We start from the raw sequence: 16,700 nt of genomic DNA, 5'->3' as shown, positions 1-16,700 counted from the left end.
TAGCCTTTCTTGCAGATGGCTACTGCATGGTTTCGGGGGCTACCAGGTCGAGCATTTCGTGCAGTTTGTCGCGCGTGACGCCCAAGGCTTCGGCTTGGCTCGCCGCTTTCGCAAGCAGGTCTTCGATATGGCAGAGCTGGTTTTCGCGCAAGAGCTCCTGGTTGCCCTCGGCGACAAAACAGCCCTTGCCCTGCACGGTGCAGATAAACCCGAGTTGCTCTAGGTCGGCGTAGGCGCGCTTGGTGGTGATGACGCTCACACCCAGGTCGCTCGCGAGTGCACGGATGCTGGGGAGTTTGGCTCCCGCAGCGAGCGTGCCCGATAAGATCTGAGCTTTGACTTGCGAGGTTATCTGCTCGTAGATGGGCTTGTCGCTCGAATTGGATAGGATGATGTCCACAGCGGCTCCTTAGCTGTTGGGCTACACGTGTATATAACCGATAAGCACAGTATATATACACTATGCACAGTTATGCAAGAGGCAAATAAGGATTGTCCGCTCGTTCATTCATCTCAATCTGTAACATCTGGAACCGATTTGGACGGCTACCTGTTACAGATTGAGATTTTGTTGGTGGGCCCCACCTGGTTGTCTCAATCTGTAACAACTGGAGAAGTTTTTGGCTGCTAGATGTTACAGATCGAGATCTTTCTGGGACGCCCACCTGTTTGTCTAAATCTGTAACAGGTAGAGGTTCAAAAACCGTCTAGATGTTACAGATCGAGACAAAGTGCTGCGGAGTGCCGTCATCGACTGCTACACAGGCCCCAACTGATGAATTTGTCCTGATAGGCGCCCTAGAGCGGAATTTCGCGGCTACAATAGTGCGGTTACAACGACGTAATGCACTCAATGCAAGAAAGGATCCGCATGGCAAGCCTGTCGGATGAAATCTCGTCGCGCCGCACATTCGCGATCATCAGCCACCCGGATGCCGGTAAGACCACGCTTACCGAGAAGCTGCTGCTCTATACCGGCAGCATCCAGACCGCCGGCTCGGTCAAGGGCAAGAGCTCGGCCAAGCATGCCGTCTCGGACTGGATGGACATCGAGAAGGAGCGCGGCATTTCCGTCACCTCCTCGGTGCTGCAGTTCACTTACAACGGCGCCTGCGTCAACATCCTCGATACCCCCGGTCACCAGGACTTTTCGGAGGATACCTACCGTACCCTTATGGCCGCTGACGCCGCAGTCATGGTCATCGACGGCGCCAAGGGCGTCGAGGCCCAGACCAAGAAGCTCTTTAAGGTCTGTACGCTGCGCCACATTCCCATCTTCACCTTTGTGAACAAGCTCGACCACGAGGCTCGCGATCCATTTGAGCTCATGGAAGAGATCGAGAATGTCCTGGGCATCAATACGTATCCCATGAACTGGCCGATCGGCAGCGGCCGCAATTTCCGCGGCGTGTTCGATCGTCAGACCCGTCGCGTCATTGCCTTTGAGGGCGATGGTCACGCCAACGCCACCAAGAAGGTCGCCGAGGTCGAGGCCGAGCTGGGCGATTCTTCCATGGATGAGCTCATCGGCGAGGAGAACCATAAGAACCTGATGGACGACATCGAGCTGCTCGATGGCGCCGGCGACGAGCTCGACTTGGATGCCGTGGCCTGCGGCAAGCTGAGCCCGGCGTTCTTTGGCTCGGCGCTTACCAACTTTGGCGTGGAACCCTTTCTTAAGGAGTTCCTGCGTCTGGCCCCGACGCCACGTGCCTATACCGATACGCTTACCAGTGAACCGGTCGATCCCTGCCGCGACGACTTTAGCGGCTTTGTGTTTAAGATCCAGGCCAACATGGACAAGAACCACCGCGACCGCATCGCCTTTGTGCGCATTTGCTCGGGTAAGTTCGAGCGCGGCATGGATGCCTTCCACGTGCAGGGCAACCGCAAGCTTAAGCTTGCCACGGGCACGTCGATGATGGCCGACGACCGCGCCATCGTGGACGAGGCGTACGCGGGCGATATCGTGGGCCTGTTCGACCCGGGTATCTTTAGCGTCGGCGACACCGTGTGCTCCGGCAAGCGCCATGTGCAGTATCCGCAGATCCCGACGTTTGCCCCCGAGATGTTCGCTCGCATTACGCAGGTCGACACGCTCAAGCGCAAGCAGTTCGTCAAGGGCATGGAGGAGCTTGCCCAGGAGGGCGCCATCCAGATCTTCCGCGAGCTGGGTGCCGGCATGGAGAGCGTCATCGTGGGCGTGGTCGGCGTGCTACAGTTTGAGGTACTCGAGCGCCGCCTCAAGGCCGAGTACCGTGTTGAGGTTCGTCGCCAGCCGCTGCCCTATACGGACATTCGCTGGATCCAGAACGACCCCGACACCATCGATATCCCGGGCCTTTCGCTCACGCGCGACACGCTGCGCGTCGAGGACATGCGCGGTGGCAAGCTGTTGCTGTTCACGAGCCCGTGGAACGTGGATTGGGCAACCGACCACAACCCCGACCTTATCCTGTCGGAGTTTGGCAACGTAGTCTTTTAACGCATCGGCGCGGTGGCCCTGCGGGGCTGCCGCGCTGCCTGCTTGCCTGATGCCGCGTGAGCGGCTATCATGCCCACCGTCGTCTCAAGACCGGGGCGTCCGAGCAGTTCGGGTCCGATATCCTGCTCGTTAAACCTAAAACCAAAGGAGTACATAATGATCAAGAAGGTCATGGAGGACTACAAGGTCCTGTTGCGGAGCATTCCCGCGGCAACGGTTTCGCTGTTTTTCGTGAGCGTCATCATGATGAACCTGCTGGCCAACAAAGAGCTCATCAGCCTGCCGTATCTGGCACTCGATTGCGGCTTTGTGGTGAGCTGGGTCTCGTTTTTGTGCCAGGACATGATCTGCAAGCGCTTTGGCGCCAAGGCATCCATCAAAATCTCTATCCTCGCACTGGCGGTCAACCTTGCCGTGAGCCTGTGCTTTTGGGCGTGCTCGCTCACGCCCGGTATGTGGGGCGCCTACTACGACACGGGCATGATCGAGGTCAACACCGCCCTTAACGCCACTGTCGGCGGCACCTGGTACGTGGTGCTGGGCTCTTCGCTGGCAATGCTCGCTTCTGCCGTGGTTAACTCCACGCTCAACCAGTCGCTCGGCCGTATGCTCAAAAAGAATAACTTTGCGAGCTTCGCCTTCCGCTCCTATGTGTCCACGGGTGTTGGCCAGTTTATCGACAACCTGGTCTTTGCCATTGTGGTGAGCCACACGTTCTTTGGTTGGACCTGGGTGCAGGTCCTTATGTGCTCGCTGACCGGCGCTGTTGCCGAGCTGCTGTGCGAGGTCTTCCTGAGCCCCGTGGGCTACAAGGTCGTGCGCGGCTGGGAGCGCGAGAATGTGGGCGCCGAGTACCTTGAGCGCCACGCAACCGCCTAAGGAGCAAGTATGCGGGTTTTGATCACGGGCGCTTCGGGCGGTATCGGAGCCGCGTGCGTGCAGCGCTTTTTGGACGAGGGCCACGAGGTAGTGGGCTTTGATCTGCTGCCGGCGGCGATCGAACACGAGCGCTATCGCCATCTGGTCGTTGATGTACGCGAGCCGGACTCGTTTCCAGGCGATCTTGAACCCCAGGTAATCGTGAACGTTGCCGGTACGCAGGATTCGGCTGACGACATCGCCGCCAACCTGTGTGGCACCATCAACGTGACCGAGTGCTACGCCTTTGTGGGGGAGGGGCTTGCTGCCAAGCCGGCGTCGGCTATCAAATCCGTGGTCAATGTGGGGTCGGCGAGCGGGCATACGGGATCGGAGTTTCCCGCCTATGCTGCCAGCAAGGGCGGCGTTATCGCCTACACCAAGAACCTTGCAAACCGCCTGGCACCGCAGGCCATCGCCAACAGTGTGGACCCGGGCGGCGTTATCACGCCGCTCAACCGTTGCGTGATGGAAGACGAGCACCTGTGGAACCAGATTATGGAGCTCACGCCGCTTAAACGCTGGGCTACCGCCCAAGAGATTGCCGAGTGGATCTACTTTGTGGGCGTGACCAACCGGTTTATGACCGGGCAGAGCCTGCTCATTGATGGTGGCGAGGCCGGCCGCACGCAATTTATTTGGCCCGAATAGGAAACGCGCCCGATGGAAAGCCGTCGGGCGCGTTTGTGATGTATCGATTCTTAGCCGAGACAAGTCCAGTTGACGGGGGTCGAGCCGTGCTGTTCGAGTAGCCGATTGGCTGCCGAGAAGGGTCGCGACCCCATAAAAGCGGGGAGTTCTGCCGTGGCACGGTTGGCCGAAAGCGGCGAGGGGTGCGTGGAGGCAAGGCAGAACTTGCCGGTTGTTTTGCCCGCGCCGATTGTGGCGAGCTTGCCCTCCACCATCTGCTGGGCAAAACGGCCCCATGCCAAAAAGACTACCGGTTGGGGTAGCTGGCAGCAGCGTTCGATAACGTAGTCGGTGAGCGTACTCCAGCCCAGCTTGGCGTGTGAGTTCGCGGCATGCTCGCGTACGGTGAGCGTAGTGTTGAGGAGCAGGACGCCCTGTTGTGCCCATGGCGTCAGATCTCCCGTGGCGGGAATGGAACAACTCAGATCGGCTTTGAGTTCCTTATAGATGTTGCGCAGGCTTGGCGGCAACTTGGTTTGCGTCGCGGGGACCGAAAACGATAACCCCATGGCCTGGTTGGGTCCGTGATAGGGGTCTTGGCCCAAGATGACAACTTTGACCTGGTCGGCCGGCGTGTAGGCGAGGGCATTGAGGATGTCGTCTTGTGCCGGGTAGATGGTCTGCTCGGCACGCAAAAGGGCGATGCGCTCGAGCAGCTGGTTCGTAGTGTCACGTACCGGCTGCGGCGCATCGCCCAACCAAGTTGCTATGTTGCGGTCGCGAGTTGCGGTGTCCATGGAGCTCCTTTATGGCAAATGCTACGTTGGCATCTATTGTAAAGGCGCACCGGTTGCCTTTATGCCGCGGCTGTATGAGGGGCGGGGTCTTCGAGACGTGCTCGATGCATTCGCGGTGTATGGCCTGTCGCCGCACGTGACGAGCGAGGTCACCGACGACTACACCATCATGGCGATGGTGGAGGAGGGCCTGGGCGTGAGTATGCTGTATCGCCGTACCGTTGAGGGCATGCGTGCCGATATTCGCGTACGTCCCATCGTGCACGCCCCCTCACGCGACGTAGTGGCGGCCTGGCGCAGCTGGGACACCATGCCTATCGCCACGAGGCGCTTTATCGACTATATGAGCTCGCATATTGTCAATTAATGACTGGCGTGGCGTTGAGTGCGGTGTTTAGCAGGCTGTCGCTTTGGCTTGGGTGGCGCGATAGGTGCGTGCCGGGTGGCAGAGTAGTACCGCCACGACCATAAAGAACGCCGTGGTGCCCAGGCTGATGGGGTAGACCATCATGATGTTCGCAAAGGTGCGGAAGTGCGGGAACACGCAGAATACCCAATAGAAGCGGATGCCGCAGACGCAGATCATGGTGATAAGGGCGGGCATGAGCGAGATGCCAAAGCCGCGCAGGTAGCCGGACATGTTTTCGTAGAACATACTAAAGGCGTACGCAGGGAAGATCGAGCACACGCGGATATAGCCGATTGAGACGATGTTGGGATCGCTGTTGAACAACGACAAGATCTCGCGCCCCAGGCCGACAATAACAATAATCGTGGTGAGCGCGACGATACCGCCTTCGACCAGGCAGACCTTAAGGGTCTTGGTGCAGCGGTCGATCTGACGGGCACCGTGGTTTTGCCCCACAAAGGTGGTGCAAGCCTGGCTAAAGCTGTTGAGCAGGTTGTAGCACACGTACTCCAGGCTCATGGCGGCGCTCGAGGCCGCCATGACCTCGGTGCCCAGGCTGTTGATGGCGGACTGGATGATGATGTTGGCGACGGCAAAGACGGCGCTTTGGATGCCGGCGGGCAGGCCGATCTTGACGATGCGCTTGAGGGCGACGGGGTCGATAGCAAGGTCGCGCGGGGTGACGCGGACGACGGAGTCGGTCTTGAGCAGGCGGATAAAGAGTGTAGCGGCGCTGACGGTGTAGGCGATGACGGTGGCGATGGCGACACCCGCGACGCCCCAGTGGAGTACGGGGACAAAGATGAGGTCCAGGCCAATGTTGAGGACGGTGGACACGGCAAGCGCTTGCAGCGGCATGCGGGTGATGCCGACGGAGCGGAAGATCGCGGACTCAAAGTTGTAGAGCAAGATTGAGGGCATGCTGAGCAAAAAGACGCGTAGATAGAGCGAAGCGAGCGGCATGGTCTCGGCGGGAACGTTGAGCGCGGCGAGCATGGGCTCGGCAAAGATCTCGCCCAGAGCGATGACGACAAAGCCCACGAGCGCCATTAAAATCGAGGTATGGACGGCGCGTTTGACCATATTCTGATCGTTGCGGCCGATAGCGTTGGCGATGACCACGTTGGAGCCAAGCGACATGCCAATAAACAGGTTGAGCATAAGGCTGGTAAGCGGAACATTGGAGCCGACTGCCGCCATGGCGAGGGTTCCCTGGTCGCCCGAGAAGTTACCGATAATGACCGTGGCGATGAGGTTTGACAGCTGCTCCAAGATGCTCGTGGCGGCCACGGGCAAGGCGAACAGGGGGATATTGCGCCACAGTGAGCCGGTGGTCATGTCGATGTGCTTAGATGCGGTATCAGCCATACGCTCTCAATCTCTAACGTGCTATTTCGTGCTTATTTGCGCAGACGATGATACTCCTAATCACCTAGTCATTGGGGGCGTTCTTAAACGACTAGTCATTCAAGAACGTCCCCAATGACTAGGTGGGGAAGGCGTGCGACAATGGTGTACGTTGTGTTGTTCGCGCTAAGGAGTTGCCATGTTGTTGTGTCCCGTTTGCCATGAGCCGTTGGTGGACGACGAGCGCGGTGCTGCATGCGCGGGCGGACACCGGTTTGACCGTGCGCGCGAGGGTTATCTATATCTGCTACGTTCGTCCAAGAGCGGCGACTCCATGGGCGATCCCAAGTCGCAGGCACGCAGCCGTCGTGACTTTTTGAACCGTGGCTACTATGCGCCGCTGCGCGATGCAATGGTCGAGCTGGTGCGCAAATGGGTTTCTGGGCGTGCTGCGTCTACAGGCGGCCCCATGACGCTGCTCGATATTTGCTGCGGCGAGGGTTACTACACCAGCGCCATGGGCGCGGTGCCGGGCGTGGACGCTTATGGCTTTGACCTGGGCAAAGAAATGGTACGCCTGGCCGCCAAGCGCGGCGATGCGACCTATTTTGTGGCCAACATGAAAGACATCCCAGTGGCCGATGGTGCCTTCGATATGGTGACCGAGCTCTTTGCTCCCTTTAACGAGCGCGAGTTTGCCCGCGTGTTGGCGCCGGAGGGTTCGTTCTACACCGTGGTGCCGGGTGCCCGTCATCTCTTTGGGCTCAAGGAGGTGCTCTACGACACGCCGTACATCAACGACGAAAAGCTTCCGAAGACGATGGAGCTTAAACTGGTCGGCACACAGCGGGTGTCCGCGAATATTACGCTCCAGACCCAGGCCGACATCGAGGCGGTGTTCCAGATGACGCCGTACTACTACCGCACACGCCCTACCGACAAAGAGCGCCTGGCAAACCTGGACACCCTTAAAACCGACATCGACTTCATCATTGCCGAGTACCGCCACAGCTAACCAACCTGCCAAAAAGGGACAGGTTTATTTTGGCAGGTTTTATCTGGGCAAATGTAAAGGGCCGACCGCGTTACTGCGCAATCGGCCCATGTTAGTTGCTTGGCTGCAGGGGTTATGAGAAGCGAGTGCCTACAGGCGGTCCTTGTTCTCGGCCTTAACGGCGTGCGCCTGCTGAACAAAGAACAGGTCGTAGAGCACGATGACAAAGGCACCGATATTGACGGCGCTGCCGCCGAGTGCGGGAAGTGTGAGCACGGCCTGCGCAATCGTGGCGATTGCGGCAACGATGCCGAGCTTAAACGCGCTATCCACCTGCGAGGGCTTGTTGGCGCCCTTGATGCCCGCAACACCTGCGGAAAGATCGACAATGCCTTTGACGACAAGCACGACCGCGGCGAGCATGGCGTTCGACCCGTACGTGGAATCGAGGCTGCCCCTGGCGATACCGATGCCGGCGATGACGAGGTTGGCGATGCCCAAAACAAAGTAGATGAGGGCAAGGATTTTGAGAGTCTTGCGAGCGGAGCTCATGGCTGGTCCTTTCGATACGAGTACGCCGATCTGGCGTAGCCCATGTGTTGCACATATGGTGAAGCACATTGTAGTTCAACGCAGCGATGCGTGCGCCTGAAAGCGCTTTGAGCCCGCGCAGCCCAATCCGACCTTTCAAAAAGGAAAGCTGGACGTAAGCCAAATCGATGGCAGCTCATGTGCGGCGCTGCGATGATGAGACCGTAACAAGGAGCTGTTCTTAAGGAGGAGCCATGATGTACGGAGCAGGGCGAGTGCATGAGCCGCGGTCGTTGGGAAGGCGCATGGGCGATTCTGTGATCGCTGCCGTGTGCACGGGATTGATGGCGGTGCTTTGCATTGGGATGCTGTGGGCCATGTCGCATGTGGGACAATAGCGGACGGTTGGGTGCTGGCATAAACGGCGCTCACGTATTCATTTTGCTTGTTAAGGAGTACCCATGGGCGTCGTCGATCCCTTTTCTGTTGCTCGGGCCGCGGGGCTTGAGCTGATCGGGAAGTCCGCGGGCCTCACGCTCACCGACGGCACGATGGAGTTGCGTGCCGATTTTGGCCGCATGCTGCCACGGCTCAAACAGGGCCGTCTGCAGCAAGAGCTGTTGGTAAAGGCTGCGCGCGCAAAAGGCGTCGAGTGCCCATGGGCGATTGATGCCACGGCAGGCTTTGGCGAGGATTCGCTGCTGCTGGCGGCTGCGGGCTTTACCGTCGATCTGTATGAGCAGGATTGCGTGATCGCGGCGCTCCTCAAGGATGCCTTGGATCGCGCGGCAGATGATCCGGCGCTTGCGACTGCCGTGGCCCGCATGCGCTTACATGCGGGCGAGGACAGCATTGCCGGCCTTCACCATATAACTGAGTTGATCGGGCAGGGCGAGCTCACCGCTCCCGACGTGGTGTATCTGGACCCCATGTTTCCCGAGCGCACAAAGAGCGCGGCGGTTAAAAAGAAGTTCCAACTCTTGCATCATCTGGAACAGCCGTGTGCCGATGAGGAGACGCTGGTCGAAGCTGCGCTTGCGGTGCGCCCGCGCAAGGTCGTTATCAAGCGGCCGGTGAAGGGGCCGCTGCTTGCTGGCATTAAGCCGAGCTATCAACTTGCGGGCAAGGCCGTTCGTTACGATGTTTTGGTGCCGCCGCGCCCGTAGCTTGCGTGCGATGGTTGGCGCTCCGTCAGTGCCGTGCCGATGCGGGGCCTATTTCCAAGGGTGCGACGTCAGGTGCCAGCCGCCGCAGTATTCGCATTTGTAGCAGGCCAAACCACGCCGCCCGCGGTTTTCGCAGTCGGCCATAACGGCCTCGGCCTCGGCGCGTGTGTCGTAACGGTTTTTGCGCTCGCACGACTTGTAGCGCCAGGCTTCATCGCGCTCGGCGTTCAGGGCGTCGCGGCGCTCGTTCTCGCGCGCAAACAGGTCGCTCATCTCGCCGCCGGTGGCAGCGCCCAAAAACTCGCTTTTGGCCTTTGACCAGGCGGCTCGCTTTTTGCTTCCCATCTGCTTCTCGCCCCTCTTCAAACGCTGGTATCATTGCTCAATCAAAGTGATACCAATAAACGTGAGGTCGCCGCGTGATGATCAGAAAAACCCTCGATACCGACATTCCCGCCGTCATGGCTATCTATGACGTGGCCCGTGCCTTTATGCGTGCTCATGGCAACGCCACGCAGTGGCCCGAGGGCACGCCTTCTGCCGAGCAGCTGGCTGCCGATATCGCCGCCGGTGGTAGCTATGTGTTCGAAGTCGACGGCCGCGTGGTGGCGACGTTTGCCTTTTTACCGGGCCCGGACGAGTGCTATGACGTAATTGAGGACGGGCGATGGCGTAGCGACACTCCGTACGCCGTGCTGCACCGTGTGGCGTCCGACGGCACCGTGCACGGTATCGCGGCTGCGATGTTCGCCTTTGCCAAAGAGCGTGCCGACCACCTGCGTATCGATACGCATCGGGACAACCTGCCCATGCAGGGCGCGAGTATTAAAGCGGGGTTTGAGCGTGCCGGCGTCGTGTATGTGTCGGACGGCACGCCGCGTGTTGCATTTGACTGGCTGCGCGAGGCATAAGAGCGGGGGCGCGTATCTACGCTCCATGTAAGCGAAAATGGCCCCGGGTGGGGCCATTTTGATCGCTGCGCCGTTTTGCAAGGTGGTGGATGCCGCTCGCTGTCGGCTCTAAGGCACCTACGCTCGGGGCAGCTCGCTTCCGCAGTGGCAACACTTGGTCGCGCCTTCGTGCACCTCTTCCAGGCAATACGGACAGACGGGTGCCGGTGCGGCTTCCTCGGCGGTGGCACCGGCGAGCCTGTCGCCGATCTCCTGCGCCTTGTTGAATGCCTTGACGATGGCAAAGACGATTGCCGCCACAATCAAAAAATTGATGCACGAGCCGATAAAGGCGCCAAAGTCGATATTAGTGCCCGGCACCACCAGCCCCGAGATCTCGGTAGCGCTACCGCCGGCAATCACGGAGATAAGCGGGTTGATGATGTTATCGGTAAGTGAGGTCACGATGGCGGTGAATGCGCCGCCGATAATCACGCCGACGGCCATGTCCATCACGTTGCCGCGATTGATGAATTCCTTGAACTCGTTGAGCAATGTCTTCATGGTGACTCCTCGCTGTTGTGGGGTTCGCGTTGTTGCCGCCCCGGATGAGCTCGGGCAGGCAAAAAGGGGAGGTGCCGGCTTTCGCAAGGCGCGAACCTACGAAAATCGCCGCGCGGCAACGCGGGGCGATGAGCTCGGTCGGGGGATAGGGCCCGCTTCGCCCGCCGGCTCGTAAATTGTATCATCCAGTGTGGAACGAGAGCGCCCGTTTCCGCGTGCGACGGGCTTGCAATAAGAGGAGAGCCATGTCGAAGCAAGCGGTCGTTGGAATCTTGGCGCATGTCGATGCTGGCAAGACCACGCTGGCCGAGGCCATGCTGTTCGATGCGGGTCGCATTCGTAAGCGCGGCCGCGTGGACGATGGCGATTCGCATCTGGACACTAACGCGATCGAGCGCGAGCGCGGCATTACGATTTTCTCGTCGCAGGCCGTGCTCGACCACGGTGATACCCGCGTCATGCTCGTGGATGCACCGGGGCATGTCGATTTTTCTGCCGAGGCGGAGCGCACGCTGCGCGCACTCGACTACGCGATTTTAGTTGTGGGCGCCAACGACGGCGTGCAGGGGCACACCGAAACCCTGTGGCGCCTGCTTGCACGCTATGACATTCCGACGTTCATCTATATCAACAAAATCGATTTGGAGAATCCCGGCCGCGATGTTTTGCTGACACAACTTGGGCGGCGTCTTTCCGAAGGCTGCCTGGATGCCAACGAACTGCTGGAGGGCGGCGCCGTTCAGGAGGACGCTGCTGCGTTGGACGAGGCGGCGCTCGAGGAGTTTCTTGAGGCAGGTGAGCTTTCCGTCGCAACGCTGTCGCGCATGGTTGCCGAGCGCAAGCTCTTTCCCTGCTTTGCCGGCTCGGCGCTCAAGGACCAGGGCGTGAGCGAGCTGCTGGATGGCATATGCGCGTTGATGCGCGAACAGATATGGCTTCCGGAGTTTGCCGCGCGCGTCTATCGTGTCAGCCGCGGGGATCGCGGCGAGCGCTTGGCATGGGTTAAAGTGACCGGCGGCACACTGTGTGCAAAACAGATGATCAGCGGACGTTCCGGTGCCGAGGTATGGGAACAGAAGGTCGATCAGGTGCGCATCTATAACGGCGAAAAGTATGAGCTTGCCCAAGAAGTTGCTGCTGGCGGTATTTGTGCCGTGACAGGTCTTGCGCACGTTCGCCCAGGGGACGCCTTGGGTGCGGAGCCCGTGTGTGATGCGCCCGTCATCGCTCCGGTCCTCACCTATACGGTGCTTCCGGGCGAACACGATGTCCATGCGGTGTTTAAAGCGCTGACTGAGTTGGCGGACGAAGACCCCATGCTCGGCGTAAGCTGGAATACTCATCTGGAGCAGATTCACCTGCAGCTGATGGGTGCCGTGCAACTCGAGGTCGTGCAGCGGGTGTTGGTCGATCGCTTTGGCCTTTCGATTTCGTTTGAGCCCGGCGGCATTCTCTATAAGGAGACCATTTCGCAGCCGGTCGAGGGCGTGGGCCACTTTGAGCCACTGCGCCACTATGCCGAGGTGCATCTGAGCCTGGAGCCGTTGCCAGCGGGTTCGGGCGTGCAGTTTGGCACCGTGACTTCGACCGACGAGCTCGATCTTAACTGGCAGCGTCTGGCGCTCACCAACGCCATGGAGCGCGATCACCTGGGCGTGCTGACCGGCTCGCCCATCACCGATGTGCGCATTACGCTCACGGGCGGCCGCGCGCATGCCAAACACACCGAGGGCGGCGATTTTCGTCAGGCCACGTACCGCGCGATTCGCCAGGGGCTCATGCAGGCGCGTGAGGCCGGCGCGGCGGTGCTGTTGGAGCCGTGGTATCGCTTTGAGCTCGAGGTGCCGGGGGAGTGTGTGGGCAGGGCGTTGTCAGACGCCACGCGCATGGGTGCCGAGTACGAGCCGCCGACGATGGCGGGCGAACGGGCGAAGCTTGTGGGTCGCGTGCCGGCATCCGAGGCGCAGGATTATGCGCTGGAGGTGGCCGCCTACACGAGCGGTCGCGGGCATCTGTACCTGGAGTTCGCCGGTTATGCGGCATGCCATGATGCCGAGCGCGTCATCGAGACGGCCGCCTATGAGCCCGAGGCCGATCTACCCAACACGCCCGACTCGGTCTTTTGCTCTCACGGCGCCGGCTACACGGTCAAATGGTACGACGTGCCCGCCGCGGCGCACGTAAAGGTCGATCCCGCCACCTTCCGCCCCTGGCGAGCGGCGGACGTCGAGTTTTTCGGCCATAGGTGATGGAGGGTCAGTCTCTTTGTCGCATCCTGTTGGTATAACTCGGTATAAGTTGGTATAACTGTTACCAGGGTTTGCCAATCCGAGGAGGCCGACATGAATCCAAATCCCTTTAAGCCCACGGCTGGTAAGCGGCCTCCGATACTCATCGGCCGCGAGTCGGTCATCGAAGATTTCGAGGAAGGGCTCGATAACGGCGCCGGAGCTCCGGGCAGGCTCATGCTCATTACGGGAAACCGCGGCTATGGCAAAACGGTTCTCTTGCGGGAGCTGCAGCGTTTAGCTAGCGAGCGCGGATGGGCGGTTGTCTCTGATTCCGCCTCGCTTGGCCTATGCGACCGCCTGGCCGATGCGCTTCGCTCGAATATGTCGGTTGCGACGTCAATGGAGTTCGGGCCGTCACTTGGCCGGATGTCGGTCGAGGCGGCGCGGGCAAAAGGCGAGACGTTGCGCGGGTTAGTCAACGAACGCCTCGAGAAACTCGGGCCGGGAAAGGGCTTACTGTTTGCGATTGACGAGGCCCAATCGGCATCTATCGAGGAGCTGGCGGCGCTGGCCGTTCTCTATCAGCAGGTGCTCGGAGACCAGGATGCTACGGGCTTGCCCGATAGAGACCAGCACGGTCTTGCGCTGGTTTTTGCCGGCTTGCCCAGCATGGTTGATGACTTGCTCGAAGAGCCGATCGTAACGTTTTTGCGCCGCGCCCAGCAGCGTACGCTGGGTGCGATTTCTTTGCCCAAAGTGCGCGATTCATATATCCAGACGGTCAAAGGCACTGGTCTTTTCGTTGATGCGGAGACGGCGGACCTTGCGGCGCACAAGAGCATGGGGCATCCCTATATGGTTCAGCTGGTGGGATATTACATGTGGAGGTCTGCTGTCCGGCGTGACTCGCGGGTCATTGAAGTGTGCGATGTCGAGGCTGGCTACGCGGATGCCATCTCCGAGTTCTATGAAGCAGTGGACGCTCCCTTGTATTACGGGTTGCGCAGTCCGCAGCGCCTCTTTACCGAGGTCATGGCGGCTGATGGGGGCAAGCCGACGCGCATGGCGGCCATCATTGAGCGCTGCGACCCACCCAAAGCTGAGCGAGCAAATATCGCGCAAGCCTGATTCGCGAGCGCGTCATCGAGGCTGCCGGATACGGTCTCGTCCGGTTTACCGTGCCCATGCTGGGCGAGTGCATCCGCGACCGCGTTTTATGGCATGAGTAGGGTGATAAAGGTGACGGAACAGAAGATGAGCCCGCAGGCTATAGAGGTACGTGGCGCGCGTGTGCACAACCTCAAGGACATCGATATCGATATTCCGCTGAGAAAGCTCGTGGGTATTGCTGGCGTATCGGGTTCGGGCAAGAGTTCGCTGGCACTGGGCGTTCTTTACGCCGAGGGCTCGCGTCGCTACCTGGAGGCGCTTAGCACCTATACCCGCCGCCGTCTGACGCAGGCCGAACATGCCCAGGTGGACGAGGTGCTGCACGTACCGGCGGCGCTTGCATTGCATCAGCGCCCCAGCGTGCCGGGTGTGCGCTCGACCTTTGGTACCATGACCGAGCTCAACAATAGCCTGCGTCTGCTCTTTAGCCGTTGCGCCCATCACGTGTGCCCGCACTGCGGGGCGCGCGTGGAGCCGAGCCTTAACGTGGCCGCGGGCCTGTCGCTCACGTGCCCCGAGTGCGGCCGTGAGTTCTACGCGCCGGGTGCCGAGGACCTTGCCTTTAACAGCGGCGGCGCGTGTCCCACCTGCGGCGGCACCGGTGTCATGCGCGAGGTGGACGAGGCGAGCCTGGTGCCCGACGAGTCCAAGACTATCAACGAAGGCGCGGTGCTTCCTTGGGGCACGCTCATGTGGGATCTGATGAAGCAAGTGGCAGGCGAGATGGGTGTGCGTACCGACGTGCCGTTTAACCAGCTCACGCCTCAAGAGCGTGACATTGTGTTCCACGGCCCGGCGGTTAAGAAGCACATTCTCTACGTTCCCAAAAACGGCGAGGGCGCCACGCCGCTCGACTTTACCTATTACAACGCCGTCTATACCGTCGAGAACGCGCTCGCCAAGGTCAAAGACGATAAGGGCTTAAAACGCGTGGCGCGCTTTTTGCGCGAGGGGCCATGTCGTGACTGTGGCGGCACGCGCCTCTCCGAGGCTGCGCGCCAGCCCCAGGTGCGCGGTATCAATCTGGCGCAGGCCGCGGCCATGACGCTTGGTGATGCGGTTGAGTGGGTGCACGGGGTGCCCGCATCCTTGCCGGCCGAGATGCGGCCCATGGCGGCGGATATCTGCGATTCGTTTTTGAGCGCGGCCCGTCGCCTGGTCGATCTGGGTCTCGACTACCTTTCGCTCGATCGCGCCGGTGCCACGCTCTCCACGGGCGAGCGTCAGCGCGTGCAGCTCGCCCGCGTGGTGCGCAACCGATCGACGGGCGTGCTCTATGTGTTGGACGAGCCTTCGATTGGCTTGCATCCTGCCAATGTCGACGGCTTGGTGGGCGTGATGCGCGATCTGGTGGATGACGGCAACACCGTGGTTGTTGTCGACCACGATACACGTGTGCTGGTGGAAGCCGACTATCTGGTCGAGATGGGCCCCGTTGCCGGAGCTGGCGGCGGTAATGTGATTGCCGCTGGCACGGTGGACGAGGTCGAAAAATCGCAGGGCAGCCGCATCGCCCCGTTTTTGCGCGCAGAGTCCAAGCGTATGCGTCCGCAGGTGACTGACGAGGAAATGTTCGATCAGGGCCACATCCGCATGGCAACCGATGCCATCCATACCGTCAAACCGCTCGAAGTCGATATACCGCGCGGCCGTCTCGTTGCGGTGACGGGCGTTTCGGGTTCGGGTAAGACGACGTTGGTGCTCGAGACACTCATCCCGGCGCTTAAGGCCCAGGCAGCTGGCGAGCGCCTGCCAAGCCATGTGCGCTGGGTCGACGCCGAGGGTATCGCACGCGCAAACCTGATTGACGCTACACCTATCGGCGCCAACGTGCGCTCGACGGTTGCGACCTATGCCGACATCCATGATGAGCTGCGTCGCGCCTTCGCCCGTACGCCCGAGGCCAAGGCAGCCGGCTACAAGGCGGGTGCCTTTAGCTACAACACTGGCGCCTTGCGCTGCCCCACATGCGATGGCACGGGCTCGATATCGCTCGACGTGCAATTTTTGCCCGACGTCGAGATCATCTGCCCAGCATGTCGAGGCTCGCGTTATGCAGACACGGCTTCGCATATCCATCGCGAGGGCAAGGACGGGAGCAAGCTTGCGTTGCCGCAGCTCATGGACATGAGCGTGGACGAGGCTCTCGACGCCACGGTGGGGCTCAAGAAGGTTCAGGCGCGCTTGCTGACCTTGCACGACCTGGGCTTGGGCTATCTTACACTCGGTGAGCCCACGCCGGCGCTTTCGGGCGGCGAGGCGCAGCGCTTAAAGCTTGCGAGCGAGATGGGCCGCGTGCAGGACGATGCCGTATTCGTATTCGACGAGCCCACGATCGGCCTGCATCCGCTCGATGTTCAGGTGCTGCTGAACGTGTTTGACGGCCTCGTCGCCAAGGGCGCCACGGTTATCGTGATCGAGCACGATCTCGACCTTATCCGCAATGCCGATTATGTGATCGACATGGGGCCGGGCGGTGGCGATGCGGGCGGGCAAGTCGTCTGCGCCGGCACTCCGGCGGATATCGCTGCTTGCTCCAAGAGCATTACTGGCCGCTACCTATAGACA

16 protein-coding genes are annotated in these 16,700 nt (G+C 60.4%); 10 read left to right on the top strand and 6 right to left on the bottom strand.

The annotated features are described in order from the left end of the window. Positions 1 to 19: 19 nt before the first annotated feature. A complete protein-coding gene (locus tag ACTNBB_RS00165) occupies positions 20 to 400 on the bottom strand; it encodes a GntR family transcriptional regulator (RefSeq protein ID WP_370450620.1) in 381 nt (126 codons plus the stop codon). 471 nt (positions 401 to 871) lie between these two features. Here ACTNBB_RS00165 and ACTNBB_RS00160 point away from each other — a divergent pair, with 471 nt between their 5' ends. The 3 genes from ACTNBB_RS00160 (at position 872) to ACTNBB_RS00150 (ending at position 4,054) form a co-directional block, all read left to right on the top strand. Then, positions 872 to 2,485 carry a peptide chain release factor 3 gene (locus tag ACTNBB_RS00160; RefSeq protein ID WP_427719358.1) on the top strand — a complete coding sequence of 538 codons (1,614 nt, stop codon included), beginning with the start codon at positions 872 to 874 and terminating at the stop codon, positions 2,483 to 2,485. Between the two features lie 156 nt (positions 2,486 to 2,641). After that, positions 2,642 to 3,364 carry a VUT family protein gene (locus tag ACTNBB_RS00155; RefSeq protein ID WP_441056317.1) on the top strand — a complete coding sequence of 241 codons (723 nt, stop codon included), beginning with the start codon at positions 2,642 to 2,644 and terminating at the stop codon, positions 3,362 to 3,364. Between the two features lie 9 nt (positions 3,365 to 3,373). Continuing rightward, on the top strand, positions 3,374 to 4,054 hold the full coding sequence (locus ACTNBB_RS00150; protein WP_441056316.1) for an SDR family NAD(P)-dependent oxidoreductase: 681 nt from the start codon (positions 3,374 to 3,376) through the stop codon (positions 4,052 to 4,054). 50 nt (positions 4,055 to 4,104) lie between these two features. Here the strand turns inward: ACTNBB_RS00150 and ACTNBB_RS00145 are convergent, their stop codons facing one another. Beyond that, positions 4,105 to 4,830, bottom strand: a complete 726-nt coding sequence (locus tag ACTNBB_RS00145) for a uracil-DNA glycosylase (protein WP_441056315.1) — start codon at positions 4,828 to 4,830, stop codon at positions 4,105 to 4,107. 61 nt (positions 4,831 to 4,891) lie between these two features. On the opposite strand from ACTNBB_RS00145, the gene ACTNBB_RS00140 reads away from it, so the two are divergent. Beyond that, the gene (locus ACTNBB_RS00140; protein WP_441056314.1) at positions 4,892 to 5,197 is read left to right on the top strand and encodes a LysR family transcriptional regulator substrate-binding protein; all 306 of its coding nucleotides are present in this window, start codon (positions 4,892 to 4,894) and stop codon (positions 5,195 to 5,197) included. A 27-nt stretch (positions 5,198 to 5,224) separates the two neighbouring features. Here the strand turns inward: ACTNBB_RS00140 and ACTNBB_RS00135 are convergent, their stop codons facing one another. Next, positions 5,225 to 6,607: an MATE family efflux transporter gene (locus ACTNBB_RS00135; protein WP_441056313.1), complete on the bottom strand. Its 1,383-nt coding sequence runs from the start codon at positions 6,605 to 6,607 to the stop codon at positions 5,225 to 5,227. Between the two features lie 178 nt (positions 6,608 to 6,785). On the opposite strand from ACTNBB_RS00135, the gene ACTNBB_RS00130 reads away from it, so the two are divergent. Beyond that, complete coding sequence (locus tag ACTNBB_RS00130; protein WP_441056312.1) at positions 6,786 to 7,601, top strand: putative RNA methyltransferase; 816 nt, start codon at positions 6,786 to 6,788, stop codon at positions 7,599 to 7,601. 129 nt (positions 7,602 to 7,730) lie between these two features. On the opposite strand, the gene ACTNBB_RS00125 is transcribed toward ACTNBB_RS00130, so the two are convergent. Beyond that, positions 7,731 to 8,132: a hypothetical protein gene (locus ACTNBB_RS00125; RefSeq protein ID WP_441056311.1), complete on the bottom strand. Its 402-nt coding sequence runs from the start codon at positions 8,130 to 8,132 to the stop codon at positions 7,731 to 7,733. Positions 8,133 to 8,572: 440 nt separating this feature from the next. On the opposite strand from ACTNBB_RS00125, the gene ACTNBB_RS00120 reads away from it, so the two are divergent. Continuing rightward, positions 8,573 to 9,277 carry a class I SAM-dependent methyltransferase gene (locus tag ACTNBB_RS00120; RefSeq protein ID WP_441056310.1) on the top strand — a complete coding sequence of 235 codons (705 nt, stop codon included), beginning with the start codon at positions 8,573 to 8,575 and terminating at the stop codon, positions 9,275 to 9,277. Positions 9,278 to 9,325: 48 nt separating this feature from the next. On the opposite strand, the gene ACTNBB_RS00115 is transcribed toward ACTNBB_RS00120, so the two are convergent. After that, positions 9,326 to 9,622: a hypothetical protein gene (locus ACTNBB_RS00115; RefSeq protein ID WP_441056309.1), complete on the bottom strand. Its 297-nt coding sequence runs from the start codon at positions 9,620 to 9,622 to the stop codon at positions 9,326 to 9,328. Positions 9,623 to 9,699: 77 nt separating this feature from the next. On the opposite strand from ACTNBB_RS00115, the gene ACTNBB_RS00110 reads away from it, so the two are divergent. After that, positions 9,700 to 10,188: an N-acetyltransferase gene (locus ACTNBB_RS00110; RefSeq protein ID WP_441056308.1), complete on the top strand. Its 489-nt coding sequence runs from the start codon at positions 9,700 to 9,702 to the stop codon at positions 10,186 to 10,188. Positions 10,189 to 10,305: 117 nt separating this feature from the next. Here ACTNBB_RS00110 and mscL read toward each other — a convergent pair whose 3' ends face one another. Next, on the bottom strand, positions 10,306 to 10,731 hold the full coding sequence (mscL, locus tag ACTNBB_RS00105; RefSeq protein WP_154517006.1) for a large conductance mechanosensitive channel protein MscL: 426 nt from the start codon (positions 10,729 to 10,731) through the stop codon (positions 10,306 to 10,308). A gap of 245 nt (positions 10,732 to 10,976) precedes the next feature. On the opposite strand from mscL, the gene ACTNBB_RS00100 reads away from it, so the two are divergent. From ACTNBB_RS00100 to ACTNBB_RS00090, 3 genes are all read left to right on the top strand, one after another. Beyond that, positions 10,977 to 12,980: a GTP-binding protein gene (locus tag ACTNBB_RS00100; RefSeq protein WP_441056307.1), complete on the top strand. Its 2,004-nt coding sequence runs from the start codon at positions 10,977 to 10,979 to the stop codon at positions 12,978 to 12,980. Between the two features lie 93 nt (positions 12,981 to 13,073). Then, a complete protein-coding gene (locus ACTNBB_RS00095) occupies positions 13,074 to 14,090 on the top strand; it encodes an AAA family ATPase (RefSeq protein WP_441016544.1) in 1,017 nt (338 codons plus the stop codon). Between the two features lie 93 nt (positions 14,091 to 14,183). Beyond that, the gene (locus ACTNBB_RS00090; RefSeq protein ID WP_441056306.1) at positions 14,184 to 16,697 is read left to right on the top strand and encodes an excinuclease ABC subunit UvrA; all 2,514 of its coding nucleotides are present in this window, start codon (positions 14,184 to 14,186) and stop codon (positions 16,695 to 16,697) included. Positions 16,698 to 16,700 lie beyond the last annotated feature (3 nt).

This window comes from Collinsella sp. HCP28S3_B9 (genome assembly GCF_052066095.1).
GTDB lineage: Bacteria > Actinomycetota > Coriobacteriia > Coriobacteriales > Coriobacteriaceae > Collinsella.
The sequence above is the reverse complement of the archived record's forward strand: the minus strand, read 5'-3'. Positions and strand labels throughout refer to the sequence as shown.